This is a genomic window from Mesorhizobium sp. WSM4844 (assembly GCF_055811775.1).
The window spans coordinates 24155-40885 of sequence record NZ_JBVVQB010000059.1 but is presented as its reverse complement, the minus strand read 5'-3'; the positions used below and the strand labels follow the sequence as shown (position 1 = coordinate 40885).

Genomic DNA, 16731 nt, shown 5'->3' with positions numbered 1-16731 from the left:
GTGCGGAAATCGCGCCGCGGCGTCTTTGGCGTAGGCGTAGTCATTCTCGTCGAAAACAACGAGCTTGAGCACGATTTGCGGCTTCTGCTGCGCCGCTTCTATGCACGCCTGGAATGCAGCCCAATCGGTCCTCATTTCGCTTGACGGCGGCTTTGGGCTGAGAACCAGCACATCAAGATCCGCAAACCAGTCACTGACCACCGAACCCTGGGTTTCCAGCGCAAAACGGTAACCTTCACCATGGCCTCGCTCGATCAGCGCACCGAAGGGCTGAATGGCCGGATTACCGCCTGACAGCGACACCATCACTGGCCGGCCACCGGAAAACCCAACGACGCTTTGCCACACCGCATCGATTGGCATCATCTCCCATTCGTGGCGAAATTGACTGTCCACCGCATGGAGGCTGTCGCACCAGGAGCACCGGTAGTCACACCCGCCGGTTCTGATGAAGACTGTAGGCAAACCGATGAGCACTCCCTCGCCCTGGATCGTGGGCCCAAATATCTCGCTCACACGGATTGCGGGACGCGTGTCCGTCACGGCCGGTATTCCGCCCAGGTTTTCGGGGTTTCGCTCACCCGCACGGCCGCGGTTTCCGGCAGACGTGCCTTGCACCATTCATAGAAATGTCTGGCCAAGTATTCCGCCGTGACTTGCTCATGTCCCAGCACCTCGTTGAGGTGCCGATGGTCGAGGCTCTCGTCGATATAGCGTTTGAGCGGCGCCAGATCGTGATAGTCGCGCACGAAGCCGTGCGCGTCCAGATCCTTCGCCGAAAGTTCCACTTCGACGATGTAGTTATGCCCGTGCAGGCGCGCGCACTGATGATCCGGCGGCAAAGAGGTGAGCTGGTGCGAGGCCGAGAAGTGGAATTCCTTGGTGATGCGGAACATCAGACGCTTCTCCTCCGCAGCGCCTCGAGCCAGAAGACAGGGTCTTGGTAGTCGGTAGGATCAGCGTGCCCCGCGAGATGAAACGCCTCGCGCCGCTCCACGCAGGTCCCGCACCGTCCGCAGTGACGCTCGCCGCCCTTGTAACACGACCAGGTCTCCGCAAATGGCGTTCCGTGTCTTGCTCCATCCCGGACGATGTCGCCCTTCGTGAGGTTGACGTAAGGCGTGTAAAGGCGAATCTCTGCGTAGCCTTCCAGCGCGCGGTCTTGCATCATCTGGAAAGCTTCGATGAAGGCCGGACGGCAATCTGGATAGATGAAATGGTCCCCACCATGGACGGCCATCGCCACCGCTTCGGCCTTGTGCGCGGTGGCGAGACCGAAGGCAATTGCCAACATGATGGCGTTCCGGTTCGGCACTACCGTGATCTTCATCGTGTCTTCGGCGTAGTGGCCGTCCGGCACGTCGAAATTATCGGTGAGCGCTGAGCCGGAAAGGCCGCGGCCGATTTCGGGGATGTTGATGATCTGGTGCGTAGTGTTCAGTCGCTCCGCGCAGAGAGCGGCGAAGCCCAATTCTTTCCTGTGCCGTTGGCCGTAATCGAAAGACAGGAGGCCGGCGAGCTCGTGCTCCGCTGCCACGCTGTGAGCAAGGGAAACGGAGTCCAATCCGCCGGAGCAGATGACGAGAGTCTTCATCGTGGTATCCTTGTTTTGACCGGGTAAGGCTGCGACCGGAGATTTCTCTGCGCTCCCCCTACCCCAGCGAGTCAACTTTGTGAACCCGGTGGAGTCTGATCGCTGACGTGCCGTGGCGCACCGGGCGCCAACAGCGGGCTCTTTCATGGATGTCCAAACCCAAGCATATGCTCAGAAGGACAAATGCGAAGCGACTCGAGGCATTGCTGGGAAAGAAGCTGACCTATCCAAATCTGCGTTACGGATGCTTGCATAAGCCACACGCGAAATTGGCGAATAACGAGGAAGGAACGGAGTTCGTTAACGGCGGGAGTGCAGAAGCCCAAATTCAAGGACAGTGCGCGCGCCCCGCTTCAGGATCAGTTCGATCTGGAACACGAATCCGCCGTTGCAATCACCCCTATATTGCGCGCAATAGCCTACATGGCGTTGGATGAACTGGATTTGGCGATTTTCCAGATGGCGGTCGAAAGCGTCCGCTCACTCTCCCTAAGCTTCAACGAAAAAGCCGCAGAGATAGCCACGAGGAGCCACGGTGTCCTGGTTTTCGACGTGCGGGTCGATGGTGACTCGGAGGTCCAGCGGATCGCAGCCATCCGATATCGAGCCGACCAGACGGGCGTGGTCGCGTTGGACAGACAAGGCCTTGTTACCCGCTCTTGCATGGTCAATGGCACTTTCTCACATTTCATTTCGCCATTGGAGAACTGGGCCAGCATGCCCCTGTCAATGCAGGCCAAGATCGATGTCACCGTCCATGCCGGTCTCTTCCTAGGCGCCTTGCGAAATGCCGGTCATATGCTTGGCAGCTAGCATATGACCGGAATGCATCTGTGGATTTTTGGCTCCACCTGCGCGTCCGAGCGGCCGGCCACCGAGGCTCTGTGGCGCGCGGATGTGTCCGGGGAGAGCGCAACGATCTGCTGCACACGTTCGGATATACCTCACGTGCACGAGCCGCGCTCATTAGTTACCTTCTCCTTCACGTTACAGGGATTGCGCGAAAATATTCCGCCGGTGCGCCTGCTTGGCGGTTACGCCGCGCTTCTGCAGTTAATCGAGCAGGAAAATCGCGCAATCAGTGGAGATCCACGAGAACTGGCTTGAGGTGACCCGCTACCTCAACATGGATCATCTGCGCGAGCACAAGAAAGAGAACCTGAGGGCACTGGCCGCCTGAGACGCGGCCCGCCATGTCCGCCGCTCCGCTAACACGGGGGCTGCGCGGCGGACACGCCAACGTCACCGCTAATGCCACGCCATCTTTGCAGAACATGACGCACACAACTAAAGGGACGGCATGGCCGACATCGCCGCGACGCGTCGCTCTTAGGCCTACGGCAGCGTTGACCATGCCAGCACTTCTTAGATGGGAGCATGAATACGAACCCCGTTCGGCGAGCTATTGCGCGATTCACCATTCGTTCACTTTGTTAGCGCACGTTCATAAGCGGACATGTTGGTGTAGCTCGTACGTGCCCAAAGCCCCGGCGCATCGACCCAGCGCCGGGGCTTTTTTGGTACCAGAAGGCACCGCTGAGAGGAGCATCGTCCAGCGGTGCAGGCCTTGGCTGCTCTGTGAACGATTCCGAAGTTGCTGTTTTTTTGCGGCGTAAAGAAATCCGGGCTTTTACGGCGTCCAAAAACTCGGGTGTCTGCGACGGGGCGCGCCATTTGGCGTGGCAACGCCGGAATTGCGGATTGCACCTAAAAACTTCCTGGGCCCAGGTCGTGCGGCGGAATCGACCGGAATAGTCGTAAGCTTCGCACTACGCCGTCCGGCCAGCATATCAACCGTACGTCGCGCCCGCTGGCAGGAGCATTGGTCAGGCTGAGCATCGTTAAGCGCTACGCCGACAGGCCGAGAACCGGTTGCCATAATACAGGTCCGTTCAGACGTCCCCTCCAGCGGATGCGCTTGAGGCTAGCGTGGGAAATCTCGAGAAAACCGGCGACCGCCTCCGTGTTACCAACCGGCTTCGGCTGTCCGATGCGCGTCAACGGCCACGTTGCGAGACGCAGGATCCGTTCCATGCGCGTATCGGTCACTGTCACAATCCGAGTGAGATTATTCGCCAAGCCGAATTCGATCATGCCGGCGAAGAGCTCGTATGTTGCTTGCGCCAGTCCGCCAGACTTAGGCGCTGATGGAGGGAGATCGAGTGCGAAACGACTGCTCTCCCAAATGCGGGCACTCGCGGGCGCCGCAGTCTCACCCAGCAGCATCGGAAAGGTATCGCGCAACATTGTCGGTCCGGTAGTCGGTAAAAGACGGACGCAACCGCAAATTCGCCAGTCGGATCCCTTGAGAAGCAGATAGACGGGGTTCAGGCTGTCAAATGCGTCTGTTTCCATCTCGCTTTCGGTCTGAACTTCCCAATCCAGCCTTTCCTTGAAGACCCGATGCCTGAGCCCGTGCATTTCGTTGAGCTCGTTTGGAAACTCGCCGTAGAGTTCAGGTGTTATCAGCTGAATCATCTGTCGCCTCCGTGCAGGATGTGTTCCCGCTATCGAAGAGCAAAGCCGACATTGATGCAGCCTGTAGACCTTTACAGCTTTCCAACAAAAGGAGGTCAGGATCTCCACTGACGGGAAGCAGTCAGCCGTGCTATGCCCTGGTTTATGGTTCGCACGCCAAGCTTTGCCTTGGCGTTTTCCAGATGGAAGGTCACGGTGCGTTTCGAGACGCCGAGGATCTGGCTGATATCCCAGGCGGACTTACCGCGCGCCGCCCATTTCAGGGATTCGAACTCCCGTGGGGTCAGCGTTATGCCATCCACCACGCAATCTTCGGCGAGCTGGCGCCGGGCATGTATATGAAAGTTGATTGCGACCAGCTGCAATGCTTTTTCGTAGCGAGTGAGTGACCGCAAGAGAGGCGGACAGGACTGGTCGGAAGCGAAGGTCAGCGCCGCAAACCGGCCGCGATGGTCATGCATGGACATGGTCAATCCGCCGCGAATGCCAAAGTGAGCTGCTTTTTCCAGGATTTCTTGCTGCGAGGCCGGCAGACACTGGCGGGGTCGATCCACGCCCCAATCAAAAGTATCCCAGCCTTGCAGCCCGCGCAGGATCACCGGATCATGGCTGTGGTAGCGCAGTTGCAGATAGTGCGATGTCCAGGATGAAGGATAATTTGAAATCAATCGCGGCGTCTGGCCGGAGACCGACGGGTAACTGAAATAGGCGAAGAGCGGAAAGTCGAAGCCGGCTGCGGCGGACGCCATCGCCTCATGGAGGTCGACCGCATCGATGCTTGCAGAAAGTTGCTCGACGAAGTTTTCGAATACGCGATACATCAGCCCTTTGCGCGACCTCCTCGAATGTTGCTCGATGCCAGGGGAAATCTGGGTCTAAACGACCCCGCATCGATGCGACGCGGACGATTTGGTCGCCATCATCGCCGGCATTACTTTGCTGCTTCCCGGTAAAGCGAACGCCGCGCACCTGGCCGCTTACCAGCCGGGGATGTTGAGACGTTATCGATGAGCCGCGTGTCGCCGAGCCAAGCCGCGACAAGCAAGCGTGCTGGTCGGTCAAGCCTTGCTAGCGGCTGCAGGTCTGTTTCGCCGCGAAGTTCCAGGTACTCGACCTCGCGATAGCCTGTCGCCAGAATTGTTGCACGCGCTTCATCAAGCATGGGCAAGACAGGAGAGCCACGCGCAAGCCGCTCAGCCGTGTCGAGCAAGACCGAAGCCAGCTTTGGGGCAATGGCGCGTTCTGCTGGCGAGAGCCGGCTATTGCGCGACGATAGTGCAAGACCATCGGTTTCGCGGACTGTCGGACATGCGACCACCGTGATCGGGATGTCAAGGTCCCGGACCAAGCGCCTGACAAGCTGAAGCTGCTGGAAATCCTTTTCGCCAAAGAAGGCGAAGTCAGCGCCGGTCTGCAGGAAGAGCTTGGCCACGACCGTCGCCACGCCATCGAAATGGCCGGGCCGGAAGGCGCCGCACAGGCCCTCGCTGAGAGTGGACACCGAAACGGCCGTGGCGAAGCCCGCTGGATACATCTCGTCTGCATCCGGTACATAGAGCAGATGTGCGCCTGTCGGCACGAGCTTGGCAGCATCTTCGTTTTCCGTCCGAGGATAGGCGGCAAGGTCGGCGGCACTGTTGAACTGCTTGGGATTGACGAACAGCGTCACGACTACCCGCTCGGCCTTCTGAAGCGCGGCCCGCACGAGACTCAGATGGCCTTCATGCAAGGCTCCCATGGTCGGCACAACGGCGACACGGGCGCCTGAGCGACGCCATCCCGCGGCAACAGCGCGGAGTTCGGCAACGGTTCGAACGATCGGCACGCTCATGTGACGTCTCCGGCCTTCGTCTCGTTGGCGTAGAGATGTTCGGCTGCCGGAAAGCGCCGTTCCCTCACGTCGGCGGCATAAGCCGCGATCGCCGCATCGGCCTGGTTGCCTAGTTCGGCGTAGCGTTTGACGAATTTCGGCCGGAAAGAGCCGAAAAGCCCAAGCATATCATCGCTGACCAAAATCTGGCCGTCGCAGGCCGGCGAGGCGCCGATGCCGATTGTGGGGACGGCGATCTCCGCAGTGATGCGCCGTGCGAGCGGCTCGGGCACTTTCTCCAGCACCACCGAGAAAGCGCCGGCTTCCGTGACCGCACCGGCGTCGCGCCTGATGCGCTCGGCATCGTCTCCCCGCCCCTGGACGCGGTAGCCGCCGAGAGTATTGACCGCCTGCGGCGTCAAGCCGACATGGGCCATGACAGGCACGCCGCGCGCGGCGAGGAAGCGGATCGTCTCGGCCATGGTCTGCCCCCCCTCGAGCTTCACCGCTGCACAACCGGTCTCCGCCATCAGGCGCGCAGCGTTGCGGAAGGCCTGCTCGGGGCTTTCTTCATAGGAACCGAATGGCAGGTCTACGACCATCAATGCTCGCACCAGACCGCGGCGCACCGCCTGGCCGTGCATGATCATCATGTCGAGAGTGACGCTCAGCGTCGACGAGAGGCCGTGCAGGACCATGCCGACGCTGTCGCCGACGAGAACGATGTCGCAGTGTCGATCGGCCAAACTGGCGATCGGCGTGGTATATGCCGTCAGGCAGACGAGTGGAGTCTGGCCTTTCCGCATCCGAACATCCAGCGGTGCAATTCCCTTTCGATCACCAGCTGCGCTCAACCCATCCCTCCTTCCCTTGCGTTACCCGCCGCGGGTGTCGCGTTTGGCACATTTTTGTGCAAGTGCGAAGAGCTAAAAATGGGGATGCAGCTGTGCGGTGTTGACGTGCGGACAGCCTCGCTTACATTAAATCGATTAAGGCTCCCGGGCTCGGGTCAACCACTTTTACGAACATGGACGATCAGGCAACAGGAACCAGGAAAGACAAAGCCGGCAAGGCGGACCAAGTCAAAGTGGACCTGATCGCCGTCGTCGTGGCCGTAAATGAAAGTGACCCCTGTCTCCTAACCATCGGCCAGGCTGACACCCTGCCGTCCGGACCCTTTGCGCTTGAGCACCGGTCGCCGCAATCCGGTTTGAGGGGGTGGGTCGAGCAGCAGACCGGCCAGCCCTTGGGGTACATCGAGCAGCTTTACACCTTCGCCGATCGGGACCGAATCGGCGCCGAACGCCAGCAGCGCGTCATCTCCATCAGCTATCTCGCTTTGACCAGCAAAGAACAGGCAACGGGCTCATGCAAGTGCGGCTGGCAAAGCTGGTACGACTATTTTCCATGGGAGGACCACCGCTCCGGCACCCCGCCGGTGGTGCTGGATGTTGTGCGACCACGCTTGATCGGTTGGGCAGACGGAGCGAGCGACGCGGCCACGCGACGCGAACGCCGGCAGCGGGCGGCGATCGCCTTTGGCTTCGACGACCGTTATTGGAATGAGGAGCTCGTGCTTCAGCGATATGAGTTACTTTATGAAGCAGGCCTGGTCCAAGAGGCCGGAAGAGGACGGGAGACGCCGCTTCCCCTGGTGCCGAGCAAATCCATGGTCGCTGATCATCGCCGTATCGTGGCAACGGGCATTGCGCGGCTGCGCTCCAAGATCAAATACCGGCCCGTCGTCTTTGAGCTTATGCGACCGACCTTTACGCTACTGCAGCTGCAGCGAACCGTGGAGGCGCTCGCCGGCAGGCTCATCCACAAGCCGAACTTTCGCCGCCTGATCGAGCAACAGGAACTGGTCGAGGAGACCGGCGAGACCACTGCGGAAACCGGTGGTCGGCCGGCGAAGCTCTACCGCTTCCGCCACGCCGTTCTCGACGAAAGGGCCGTCGCCGGGACAAAATTGCCGCTGGCGCGGGGTTGACATCCCTTATACTCACGGCAAGTATATGCCGGTTATCTTCAACTAGAGTATAAGCGGGGGCATCAATGAGCGCCGTGCTGCCTACGGCCGCGTTCCTCTACGAGCGCGTCCGGCGCGTGATCCCGCCGATTGAATGGCCGTCTTTCGTGGACGATATCGAAGCCATCCTTGCGCTCAAGCGCGAGCGCAATGCCATCATCCTGGCGCACAACTATCAGACGCCCGAGATCTACCATTGCGTCGCAGACATTGTCGGCGACAGCCTGGCGCTGGCCCGCAAGGCTGTGACAGTCGAGGCGCAAGTCATCGTCGTTGCCGGCGTGCATTTCATGGCCGAGACGGCCAAGCTGCTTAATCCGAAAAAGACCGTGCTTATCCCCGACCTCGGCGCTGGTTGCTCGCTGGCCGATTCGATCACGGCACAAGACGTGCGGCTGATGCGACAGAGTTATCCCGGCGTGCCCATTGTCACCTATGTCAACACCTCCGCCGCTGTGAAAGCCGAGTCCGACATCTGCTGCACCTCGGGCAACGCAAAGGCGGTGGTGGAATCGCTCGGCGCGCCGCGTGTGATCATGCTGCCCGACGAATATCTCGCCAAGAACGTCGCCGCCGAGACGAAGGTTGGGATCATCGCCTGGAAGGGTCGTTGCGAGGTGCATGAGCGCTTCACCCCGGCCGATATTCGCGAACTGCGCGCCGCACATCCGGGTGTCATCGTGCTGGCCCATCCCGAATGCCCCCCGGACGTTGTCACAGAGGCGGATTTTTCGGGTTCCACCGCGGCCATGTCGGATTATGTCGAGCGGGAAAAACCACCCCGCGTAGTGTTGATGACGGAATGTTCGATGAGCGACAACATCGCGATCGCGCATCCCGACGTCGAGTTCGTCCGCCCCTGCAATCTCTGTCCGCACATGAAGCGCATCACGCTGGCTAACATTCGCGTCGCACTCGAGGAGAACCGGCATGAGGTTCGGATCGATCCCGGGATTGCAGGGCGCGCGCGCCGCTCGGTCGAGCGTATGATTTCCATATGAGCCTCGACGTTCATGACATCGGCGGGGCGCCGGTCATCATCGGCGCCGGTGTGGCAGGCCTGATGACGGCGCTTCATCTGGCGCCGGAACCGGTTGTGCTTCTGTCCAATGCGGGGCTGGGAACCGGAGCCTGCAGCGAGCTCGCCCAAGGCGGTCTTGCGGCAAGTGTCGGCGGCGAGGACAGTCCCGAACTTCATCTTTGTGACACCGTCGCGGCCGGCGACGGTCTCTGCGACGTGACGACTGTGCGGCGAACGGTCCGAGCTGCACCTGAAGCGATCAGGACTCTAGAGCGGTTCGGTGTCGCATTCGATCGACGCGCTGACGGCGCGTTGCGGCTCGGGCTTGAGGCGGCGCACTCGCAGCGGCGGATCGTGCATGCGGCGGGCGATGCCACCGGTCGAGAGCTGGTCCGCGCGCTGATCGCCGCGGCACGGCGCACAGCCTCCATCACTATCCTGGAAAACGTGGAGGCCCGCCGGCTTGTCGTGGAAGACGGGGCGATTATCGCCGTGGTCGCGGCCGGGTGCACGGGCGCAATCGCCTTGCCAACGCGCCGCGTGGTCCTGGCGACCGGCGGCATCGGCGGCTTGTTTAGCGATACGACAAACCCTCCTGGCTCATGTGGACAGGGGCTCGCGCTCGCCGCCTGTGCCGGGGCGGAGTTCGCCGACCTAGAATTCGTGCAGTTCCACCCGACCGCCCTCGAGGGTCCGCGGCGGCCGATGCCGCTGGTGAGCGAAGCGGTGCGCGGCGAGGGTGCTGTGCTCATCGACGAGCAAGGAGAGCGTTTCCTCGCTGAAACCCCCGGGGGCGAGCTTGCGCCTCGCGACGTGGTTGCGCGCGCGGTTTGGCATCAGCTCGCTGTCGGACGCCGTGTGTTCCTGGACGCAAGGCAATGTCTCGGCCTCAGATTTGACAAGCGCTTTCCGGCGATCGCCGATTTGTGCCACCAGGCCGGCATCGATCCCGCGACCGACCCGATCCCGGTGCGCCCGGCGGCACATTATCACATGGGCGGTGTCGCTGTAGACGCTGCCGGCCGCAGCTCCATCGAGGGATTGTGGGCATGTGGCGAGGTCGCATGCACCGGTCTGCACGGCGCGAACCGACTCGCCAGCAACTCGCTTATCGAAGCGGCGGTCACAGCGAGCTGGGTTGCTGAAAGCGTCGCCGACGTATCACACACCCGGCGTCCGCGCGTGTGTTCCGCATTCGTGCCTCGACGGCCAGACGCCTCCGGCATCCGCCCAATCGTCTCGGCCGCGCTCGGCATCATCCGCGATAGCGAGACGCTACGCGACGGGGTGGCGACCCTGTTGCCGATCGCAGCTCACGACAGCGCTGCCTCCGACCCCGCCTTGGTCGCGCTGATGATCGCCATTGCGGCCCTGCGGCGCGAAGAGAGCCGCGGCTCGCACTATCGTTCCGATTTCCCCGGACGCGATGCAGATGCGCGCCAGTCACGGCTGACACTGTGCAGCGCAATACAGACCGCCGTCGCACTCAGCTGGCGGGCGCCGATACGGAGCACCCTGACATGAATTCGTTCTCACCCCTTCCCTCAACCCTGATCGAGCCGATCGTGCGCGGTGCTCTTCTCGAAGACCTGGGCAGATGCGGTGATCTGACCAGCGACGCCGTGATCCCGCGTGATCGCACGGCCACCTTGGTGCTCAAGTCGCGACAGATGGGCATCGTTGCCGGTCTCGATCTGGCCGCCTTCGCCTTCATGCTCGTCGAGCCTGCGATCGACATGCACATCTGGCGAGCTGACGGCAGCGATGTCGCGGCGGGCGAGACTATCGCCAAGTTGTGCGGACCGGCGCGAGGCCTGCTCACGGCCGAGCGCACGGCGCTCAATTTTCTGTGCCGCCTGAGCGGCATCGCCACTGCCACAGCGGCGATGGTCGAGGCCGTGCGTGGCCACAAGGCGAAGATCGTGTGCACGCGAAAGACCACGCCCGGCCTGCGCGCGCTGGAGAAATATGCGGTACGCGTCGGCGGCGGCGCCAATCACCGCTTCGGGCTCGACGACGCCGTGCTGATCAAGGACAACCACATCGCGATCGCCGGCGACATTCGCACGGCAATAGAGCGGGCGCGCGCCGCCGCAGGCCACATGGTGAAGATCGAGGTCGAGGTCGACACGCTGGAGCAGCTCGATGTAGCGCTCACGCTGGGAGTCGACGCAGTGCTGCTCGACAATATGTCGGTTGAGGACCTTGCGCGCGCCGTGGCAATCGTCGGTGGCCGCGCCATCACCGAGGCTTCCGGTCGGGTGACGCCGAAAACGGCTCCGTTGATTGCTGCGACGGGGGTCGACCTCATCTCAGTCGGATGGCTGACACACAGCGCGCCCATCCTCGACATCGGCCTGGATATGCCGGCGCATCAGCGCGCGCTTGAACTGATGGAGATGGAATGAAAGGCATTCCCACCTCCGCTGGAGCGCGCCGACGCAGGAACTGCTCCATGCGAGCCTGCATCTTTGTGCGGCGCACCCTCCAACTGGTTCAGGCTCATCGGGCTGATCGACGATCATAGCGAACCCGAGGAGGGTCGACAGACTCCTGCACGCGCTGTCGGACCAGCGACAAAGCTTTTGATGATGACGATTGGAACGAACTCGGAGTGCGACGTGAAGCAAGCCATGCAATCGATCGAGGGGGCACTATCCCGATGGAACCGCAAAGAGGCCGAGGCTATCCACGGGATGCCGTTCAATGACCTGCTCTTCCTGGCTCAGACAATCCACCGCCAGAACTTCGATCGCAACCGGGTGCAGCTGTCGCGGCTGCTCAGCATCAAGACCGGCGGATGCCCGGAGGATTGCGGCTATTGCAGCCAGTCTACGCATTACGAAACCGGCCTGAGGGCGTCCAAGCTGATGGAGGTGGAGCGTGTCATTGCCGAAGCGATCAAGGCGCGGGACGCCGGCGCCACCCGCTATTGCATGGGCGCCGCATGGCGCAGTCCGAAGGAACGCGACATGGGCTCCGTGGTCGCCATGATCGAGGGCGTGAAGGCGCTCGGCATGGAGACGTGCATGACGCTCGGAATGCTGGACCTCAGTCAGGCGCAGCGCCTGAAGGCGGCCGGTCTCGACTACTACAACCACAACATCGACACGTCCGAGCGCTATTACGGCGAGGTTGTTTCAACCAGGACCTTTGCCGACCGGCTGGAAACACTTGGGCACGTGCGCGAGGTTGGCATGAAGGTCTGCTGCGGCGGCATTGTCGGGATGGGAGAGGAAAAGGCCGATCGCATCGACATGCTGGTCACACTGGCGAACCTGCCCGAGCCGCCGGAAAGCGTGCCGATCAACATGCTCATCCCCATCGAAGGCACGCCGCTTGCCGAGGCCGAGCCCATCGATCCGATCGATTTCGTCCGCACCATTGCGCTCGCCCGCATCATGATGCCGAAGTCCTATGTAAGGCTCTCCGCCGGCAGGACGGCGATGAGCGACGAAACGCAGGCGCTGTGCTTCTTTGCCGGCGCCAATTCGATCTTTGTCGGCGACATGCTGCTGACGGCGGACAATCCCGGCGAGGACAAGGATAATCGTCTATTCAGGCGTCTCGGCATTGAGCCGATGCCACGCGAGGCAAGATGAACGAGCCGCCGCTTGCCCGCTATGAAGCAACCTTGCAGGGTCTGGCACGCAAGGGCCGGCTGCGGACACTGGCGCCGCGCGCCGGGCTCGACTTCTCGTCCAACGATTATCTCGGGCTTGCTGCCTCGAAGAGACTTGGCGATGCAGTCGCGGCGGCAATCGAGGGGGGCACCCCGGTCGGCGCTACCGGATCGCGGCTCCTGCGCGGCAACGCGCCGGAGCATGAGGCATTGGAGGCAGATGCGGCGGCGTTCTTCGGGGCCGAGCGGGCGCTGTTCTTCGGCAGCGGCTACATCGCCAACTTCGCCCTGCTGAGCGCCCTGCCGCGAAAGGGTGACCTGCTGATCCTCGACGAACTCGCGCATGCCAGCATGCATGAAGGGGCGCGGGCTGGACGCGCCGAGTTCAGGCCGGCCACGCACAACGACATAGATGCTTTTGAGGACGCGATCAGGCGCTGGCGCGCCGAAGGTGGCATGGGGCATATCTGGATCGCAGTCGAAGGCCTGTACAGCATGGATGGCGACTGCGCGCCGATGGAGAGCCTGGTCGCGCTTGCCGATCGGTACGAGGCATTCATAGTGGTCGACGAGGCGCATGCCACCGGCGTCTGGGGACCGGACGGCCGGGGGCTGGCCGCCGCTTTCGAGGGCCGCGACAACATTGTCGCGCTCCACACATGCGGCAAGTCGCTCGGCGCATCCGGCGCACTCGTCACTGGGCCGGGAGTGCTGTGCGACTATATTGTCAACCGCTGCCGGCCCTTTATCTACGCCACCGCGCCATCGCCGCTAATGGCGGTGGCGGCGCGCGAAGCGCTCGCAATCCTGGTCGACGAGCCGATGCGCCGCGTTCAGCTGCACGAGTACGTTGCCTTCGCGGGCCGCCAACTGGCCGAGCGCTGTGGCGTGGCGCGCAGCGGCTCGCAGATCCAGCCACTTGTCATTGGCGACGTCAGCCGCACCATGTTGATGGCGGCGGCATTGCAGGCCCGCGGCTTCGACATACGCGGCATTCGCCCGCCGACCGTGCCGGAGGGCACGTCGCGGCTGCGCATTTCGCTGACGCTGAATGTCGGCAAGCCTGACATTTCGGCCATGGTCGAGACGCTCGTCGAGGTGTTGGCCACGGCATGACCACGCGTATCGTCGTCACCGGAACAGACACCGGAATAGGCAAGACCGTGTTCTCGGCTGGGCTGGCCGGGCTGCTCGACGGCTTTTACTGGAAGCCGGTGCAATCTGGTCTCGATGAGGAGACCGACAGTGAGGCGGTTGAACGGCTCGCCGGCCTGCCGTCAGGGCGCGTGCTGCCGGAAGCTCACCGCTTGAAGAGCCCGCTGTCGCCGCATCGTTCAGCCGAAATCGACGGCGTCTCGATTGAGGCTGCCGATCTTGCATTTCCGGTCCTGCCGACACCGCTCGTCATCGAAGGCGCTGGCGGACTGATGGTGCCGATCAACCGACAGACAAGATTTATTGACATCTTCGCTGAATGGCGGCTGCCGGTCATTCTGTGCGCCCGCACCGAGCTCGGCACGATCAACCACACTCTGCTGTCGATCGAAGCCCTGCGGGCTCGCTCCATCCCGCTGATCGGCATCGCCTTCATCGGCGAAGAGGTAGCCGATACGCAAAGGACAATCACCGAATTCGGCGCGGTGCGTCAGCTCGGCAGGCTGCCACACCTCGTTCCGTTGACGCGCGAAACTCTGCGGAAGGCGATGTTTGCCGGCTTCGACCTCGCCAAGATTGCCGGAGGCGAATGATGTCGCGGTCGCCGGTCTGGCATCCATTCACCCAGCACGCGATCGAGCCGGCCATGCCGTCCGTTGTCCGCACGGAAGGGGTTTGGCTAGAGACGAATGACGGAAGGCATATCCTCGATGCAATCTCCTCCTGGTGGGTGGTCACCCACGGGCACCGCCATCCACGGATCATGGAAGCAATCCGGAATGCGACTGAGATGCTCGACCAGGTGATCTTCGCCGGTCTCACCCATCAGCCGGCAGAGCAATTAGCCTCGGCGCTGATCGAAATAGTGCCGGCAGGCCTCGACTGGGTCTTCTATTCCGACAGTGGATCCACGTCCGTCGAAGTCGCGCTGAAGATGGCGCTCGGCTATTACCGCAATATCGGCGCGCCGCGTTCGCGCATCGTCGTCATGGAACACAGCTATCATGGCGACACGATCGGCACGATGAGCGTCGGAGCCCGCGGCGTGTTCAACGCCGCCTACGAACCCCTGCTGTTCGAGGTCGACACCATTCCGTTTCCGGCCGCAGGGCGCGAGCAGGAAACGCTGGATAGATACGAGGCTTTCTCTCGCGACCGCCGCGCCGCCGCGCTGATCCTCGAGCCGCTGGTGCTCGGCGCCGGCGGCATGCTGATGTATCCGGCCTGGGTTCTGGCCGAATTGAAAAAGATCACTGAGGCCTCCGGCACGCTGCTGATCGCCGACGAGGTGATGACCGGCTGGGGGCGCACCGGAACCATGTTCGCCTGCGACCAGGCATCGATTTCTCCTGATATCCTGTGCACCTCGAAGGGCTTGACTGGCGGCGCAATCCCGCTGGCGGCCACGCTTGCCACCGACACCATCTTCCGGGCCCACTATTGCGAGGACCGGAAGAAGACCTTTTTCCACTCGAGTTCCTATACCGCCAATCCGATCGCTTGCGCGGCAGCATTTGCCAATATCGAGATCTGGCGGGACGAGCCGGTGGCCGAGCGGATTGCGGCCTTGAGTGCCGGGCTGGCCGTCGGGCTTCGACGCTTTCGCAACAATACCAACTTCACAGATTGCCGGGCGACCGGCACGATCGCAGCTCTCGATCTGCGCGCCGGCTCAGCCGGCTATCTGGCCGAGATCGGGCCAAAACTGCGCGCCTTTTTTCTCGAACGCGGCCTGTTGGTGCGCCCGCTCGGCAATGTCCTTTATCTTCTGCCGCCCTACTGCATCACCGGCAACGAGCTGGACAGGCTCTATGATGCCATCGAGGAGGCCGGCGAACGCTTCGGTTCCCGGCCATGAAGAGATCGTCGACCATTCTCGGCTTGGGTCATGATGCGCCGTCGCGCAAGGTCGAGAATCCGGAAATCGAAATCCGTCTCGGGCTTGAGCCCGGCTGGATCGAGCAGCGGACCGGGATACGCTCGCGCTTCTGGGCAACGGACCAAGACACGCTGTCGGGTCTTGCCGCGCACGCCGGCGACATGGCGCTGGCGAATGCCGGCATCGACCGTGGCGACATCGGTCTTTTGCTGCTTGCCACCTCGACACCCGATCACCTTTTGCCGCCCAGCGCGCCGCTGGTCGCGCATCGGCTGGGGCTCAGCTGCGCCGGCGCGGTCGATCTGACCGGCGCCTGCGCCGGCTTCATCTATGCGCTTATGTTCGCCGACAGCTTCACCCGTCTGCACGGGAAGGCGAGCCTTGTCATCGCCGCCAACATCCTCAGCCGCCGCATCAATCCGGCGGAGCGCGCCAGTGCCGTGCTGTTTGCGGACGCCGCCGGCGCCGTGGTGATTGCCCCGTGCGATGACCCGGATCGGGGCATTCTCGGCGCCGCGTTGGCTTCGGACGGCTCGCGCTACGGGCTGATCCAGATTCCCGCCGGAGGAAGCAACACACCGTTCCACGGCGGCATGGACCTCGGGCAGACCCGCATGACGATCGCCAACGGCCGTGAAGTGTTCAGCAAGGCCGTGGACATGATGACGGCCTGCTCGCAGGACGCGCTCACTTCTGCCCGAATGCTGCCGCAAGACATTGATCGTTTCGTGCCGCATCAGGCCAATGCTCGGATTTTCGATGTGGTCGGGAGGAACCTCGGAATAGCGGATCAGGCAATCGTCAAGACGATCGCCGAGTACGGCAACTCTTCCGCCGCGACCATCCCGCTCTCGCTGTCGCTCGCCCATCGGACGCAGCCGTTTCGGGCGGGCGAAAAGATTCTCCTTGCGGCGGCGGGTGCCGGCCTCACCGGAGGCGCCCTCATCCTCGGAATTTAGCGGTACGACGGCCATGCACAGGATTTGTCACGAATGACACTAGCAAAACGGGCCCAATGCGAAAAAATAGTCGCCGGCAAGCTGCATGGGCACTGGTTTGATGACGCGAGAGCGAAAACCCTGCAGACGATTTCTCGAGCAGGACGATCGGCAACGCTACTTTGCTGGGCGAGGAGTGGTTGGC

The 16731-nt window shown here is 62.3% G+C and carries 18 protein-coding genes; 11 read left to right on the top strand and 7 right to left on the bottom strand.

Annotated features, from left to right (window positions below; genetic code table 11):
• The 3 genes from queE to queC all read right to left on the bottom strand — a co-directional run.
• On the bottom strand, positions 1–543 hold a 543-nt coding region (gene queE / locus AC0L2A_RS30250; protein WP_473611905.1), incomplete at its 3' end, for a 7-carboxy-7-deazaguanine synthase QueE.
• Positions 540–896: a 6-carboxytetrahydropterin synthase QueD gene (gene queD / locus AC0L2A_RS30245; protein WP_065010611.1), complete on the bottom strand. Its 357-nt coding sequence runs from the start codon at positions 894–896 to the stop codon at positions 540–542. The genes queE and queD, both read right to left, overlap by 4 nt.
• Positions 896–1594 carry a 7-cyano-7-deazaguanine synthase QueC gene (gene queC, locus AC0L2A_RS30240; RefSeq protein ID WP_473611904.1) on the bottom strand — a complete coding sequence of 233 codons (699 nt, stop codon included), beginning with the start codon at positions 1592–1594 and terminating at the stop codon, positions 896–898. Before queC ends, queD begins: the two co-directional genes overlap by 1 nt.
• Positions 1595–2017: 423 nt before the next feature.
• On the opposite strand from queC, the gene AC0L2A_RS30235 reads away from it, so the two are divergent.
• Positions 2018–2407: a hypothetical protein gene (locus AC0L2A_RS30235; RefSeq protein ID WP_473586349.1), complete on the top strand. Its 390-nt coding sequence runs from the start codon at positions 2018–2020 to the stop codon at positions 2405–2407.
• A gap of 3 nt (positions 2408–2410) precedes the next feature.
• A complete protein-coding gene (locus AC0L2A_RS30230; protein ID WP_473611903.1) occupies positions 2411–2701 on the top strand; it encodes a hypothetical protein in 291 nt (96 codons plus the stop codon).
• A 741-nt stretch (positions 2702–3442) separates the two neighbouring features.
• On the opposite strand, the gene AC0L2A_RS30225 is transcribed toward AC0L2A_RS30230, so the two are convergent.
• From AC0L2A_RS30225 to panB, 4 genes are all read right to left on the bottom strand, one after another.
• Positions 3443–4072 carry an acyl-homoserine-lactone synthase gene (locus tag AC0L2A_RS30225; RefSeq protein ID WP_473611901.1) on the bottom strand — a complete coding sequence of 210 codons (630 nt, stop codon included), beginning with the start codon at positions 4070–4072 and terminating at the stop codon, positions 3443–3445.
• Between the two features lie 95 nt (positions 4073–4167).
• Positions 4168–4893, bottom strand: coding sequence for a LuxR family transcriptional regulator (locus tag AC0L2A_RS30220; protein WP_473611900.1), 726 nt, complete (start codon positions 4891–4893; stop codon positions 4168–4170).
• Positions 4894–5003: 110 nt separating this feature from the next.
• Positions 5004–5903, bottom strand: coding sequence for a pantoate--beta-alanine ligase (panC, locus tag AC0L2A_RS30215; RefSeq protein ID WP_473611899.1), 900 nt, complete (start codon positions 5901–5903; stop codon positions 5004–5006).
• A complete protein-coding gene (gene panB / locus AC0L2A_RS30210) occupies positions 5900–6736 on the bottom strand; it encodes a 3-methyl-2-oxobutanoate hydroxymethyltransferase (protein WP_473491927.1) in 837 nt (278 codons plus the stop codon). Before panB ends, panC begins: the two co-directional genes overlap by 4 nt.
• Before the next feature lie 173 nt (positions 6737–6909).
• On the opposite strand from panB, the gene AC0L2A_RS30205 reads away from it, so the two are divergent.
• The 9 genes from AC0L2A_RS30205 to AC0L2A_RS30165 all read left to right on the top strand — a co-directional run bounded on the left by AC0L2A_RS30205 (position 6910) and on the right by AC0L2A_RS30165 (position 16547).
• The gene (locus AC0L2A_RS30205; protein ID WP_473491928.1) at positions 6910–7872 is read left to right on the top strand and encodes an NUDIX hydrolase; all 963 of its coding nucleotides are present in this window, start codon (positions 6910–6912) and stop codon (positions 7870–7872) included.
• Positions 7873–7937: 65 nt separating this feature from the next.
• Positions 7938–8912: a quinolinate synthase NadA gene (gene nadA / locus AC0L2A_RS30200; RefSeq protein WP_473611897.1), complete on the top strand. Its 975-nt coding sequence runs from the start codon at positions 7938–7940 to the stop codon at positions 8910–8912.
• Positions 8909–10456 (top strand): L-aspartate oxidase, encoded by a 1548-nt coding sequence (locus AC0L2A_RS30195; RefSeq protein ID WP_473491932.1) that lies wholly within the window; start codon positions 8909–8911, stop codon positions 10454–10456. The genes nadA and AC0L2A_RS30195 overlap by 4 nt, the downstream gene beginning before the upstream one ends.
• On the top strand, positions 10453–11340 hold the full coding sequence (gene nadC, locus AC0L2A_RS30190; RefSeq protein WP_473491933.1) for a carboxylating nicotinate-nucleotide diphosphorylase: 888 nt from the start codon (positions 10453–10455) through the stop codon (positions 11338–11340). The genes AC0L2A_RS30195 and nadC overlap by 4 nt, the downstream gene beginning before the upstream one ends.
• A gap of 225 nt (positions 11341–11565) precedes the next feature.
• Positions 11566–12534 (top strand): biotin synthase BioB, encoded by a 969-nt coding sequence (gene bioB, locus AC0L2A_RS30185; protein ID WP_473492065.1) that lies wholly within the window; start codon positions 11566–11568, stop codon positions 12532–12534.
• On the top strand, positions 12531–13670 hold the full coding sequence (locus AC0L2A_RS30180) for an 8-amino-7-oxononanoate synthase (RefSeq protein ID WP_473611896.1): 1140 nt from the start codon (positions 12531–12533) through the stop codon (positions 13668–13670). Before bioB ends, AC0L2A_RS30180 begins: the two co-directional genes overlap by 4 nt.
• Entirely contained in the window at positions 13667–14302 is a 636-nt protein-coding gene (gene bioD / locus AC0L2A_RS30175) for a dethiobiotin synthase (RefSeq protein WP_008874741.1), read from the top strand. Before AC0L2A_RS30180 ends, bioD begins: the two co-directional genes overlap by 4 nt.
• Positions 14302–15567 carry an adenosylmethionine--8-amino-7-oxononanoate transaminase gene (locus AC0L2A_RS30170; protein WP_473611894.1) on the top strand — a complete coding sequence of 422 codons (1266 nt, stop codon included), beginning with the start codon at positions 14302–14304 and terminating at the stop codon, positions 15565–15567. The genes bioD and AC0L2A_RS30170 overlap by 1 nt, the downstream gene beginning before the upstream one ends.
• Complete coding sequence (locus AC0L2A_RS30165) at positions 15564–16547, top strand: beta-ketoacyl-ACP synthase III (protein ID WP_473491937.1); 984 nt, start codon at positions 15564–15566, stop codon at positions 16545–16547. The genes AC0L2A_RS30170 and AC0L2A_RS30165 overlap by 4 nt, the downstream gene beginning before the upstream one ends.
• Positions 16548–16731 lie beyond the last annotated feature (184 nt).

What these genes read in the sequence shown, in the direction of transcription:
- nadC (WP_473491933.1), top strand. Translation starts at nt 10,453, where the DNA reads ATGAATTCGTTCTCACCCCTTCCCTCAACCCTGATCGAGCCGATCGTG.
- queC (WP_473611904.1), bottom strand. Translation starts at nt 1,594, where the DNA reads ATGAAGACTCTCGTCATCTGCTCCGGCGGATTGGACTCCGTTTCCCTT.
- AC0L2A_RS30225 (WP_473611901.1), bottom strand. Translation starts at nt 4,072, where the DNA reads ATGATTCAGCTGATAACACCTGAACTCTACGGCGAGTTTCCAAACGAG.
- bioB (WP_473492065.1), top strand. Translation starts at nt 11,566, where the DNA reads ATGCAATCGATCGAGGGGGCACTATCCCGATGGAACCGCAAAGAGGCC.
- queD (WP_065010611.1), bottom strand. Translation starts at nt 896, where the DNA reads ATGTTCCGCATCACCAAGGAATTCCACTTCTCGGCCTCGCACCAGCTC.
- AC0L2A_RS30220 (WP_473611900.1), bottom strand. Translation starts at nt 4,893, where the DNA reads ATGTATCGCGTATTCGAAAACTTCGTCGAGCAACTTTCTGCAAGCATC.
- AC0L2A_RS30205 (WP_473491928.1), top strand. Translation starts at nt 6,910, where the DNA reads ATGGACGATCAGGCAACAGGAACCAGGAAAGACAAAGCCGGCAAGGCG.
- panC (WP_473611899.1), bottom strand. Translation starts at nt 5,903, where the DNA reads ATGAGCGTGCCGATCGTTCGAACCGTTGCCGAACTCCGCGCTGTTGCC.
- AC0L2A_RS30170 (WP_473611894.1), top strand. Translation starts at nt 14,302, where the DNA reads ATGTCGCGGTCGCCGGTCTGGCATCCATTCACCCAGCACGCGATCGAG.
- AC0L2A_RS30235 (WP_473586349.1), top strand. Translation starts at nt 2,018, where the DNA reads ATGGCGTTGGATGAACTGGATTTGGCGATTTTCCAGATGGCGGTCGAA.
- nadA (WP_473611897.1), top strand. Translation starts at nt 7,938, where the DNA reads ATGAGCGCCGTGCTGCCTACGGCCGCGTTCCTCTACGAGCGCGTCCGG.
- AC0L2A_RS30230 (WP_473611903.1), top strand. Translation starts at nt 2,411, where the DNA reads ATGACCGGAATGCATCTGTGGATTTTTGGCTCCACCTGCGCGTCCGAG.
- AC0L2A_RS30165 (WP_473491937.1), top strand. Translation starts at nt 15,564, where the DNA reads ATGAAGAGATCGTCGACCATTCTCGGCTTGGGTCATGATGCGCCGTCG.
- AC0L2A_RS30195 (WP_473491932.1), top strand. Translation starts at nt 8,909, where the DNA reads ATGAGCCTCGACGTTCATGACATCGGCGGGGCGCCGGTCATCATCGGC.
- AC0L2A_RS30180 (WP_473611896.1), top strand. Translation starts at nt 12,531, where the DNA reads ATGAACGAGCCGCCGCTTGCCCGCTATGAAGCAACCTTGCAGGGTCTG.
- bioD (WP_008874741.1), top strand. Translation starts at nt 13,667, where the DNA reads ATGACCACGCGTATCGTCGTCACCGGAACAGACACCGGAATAGGCAAG.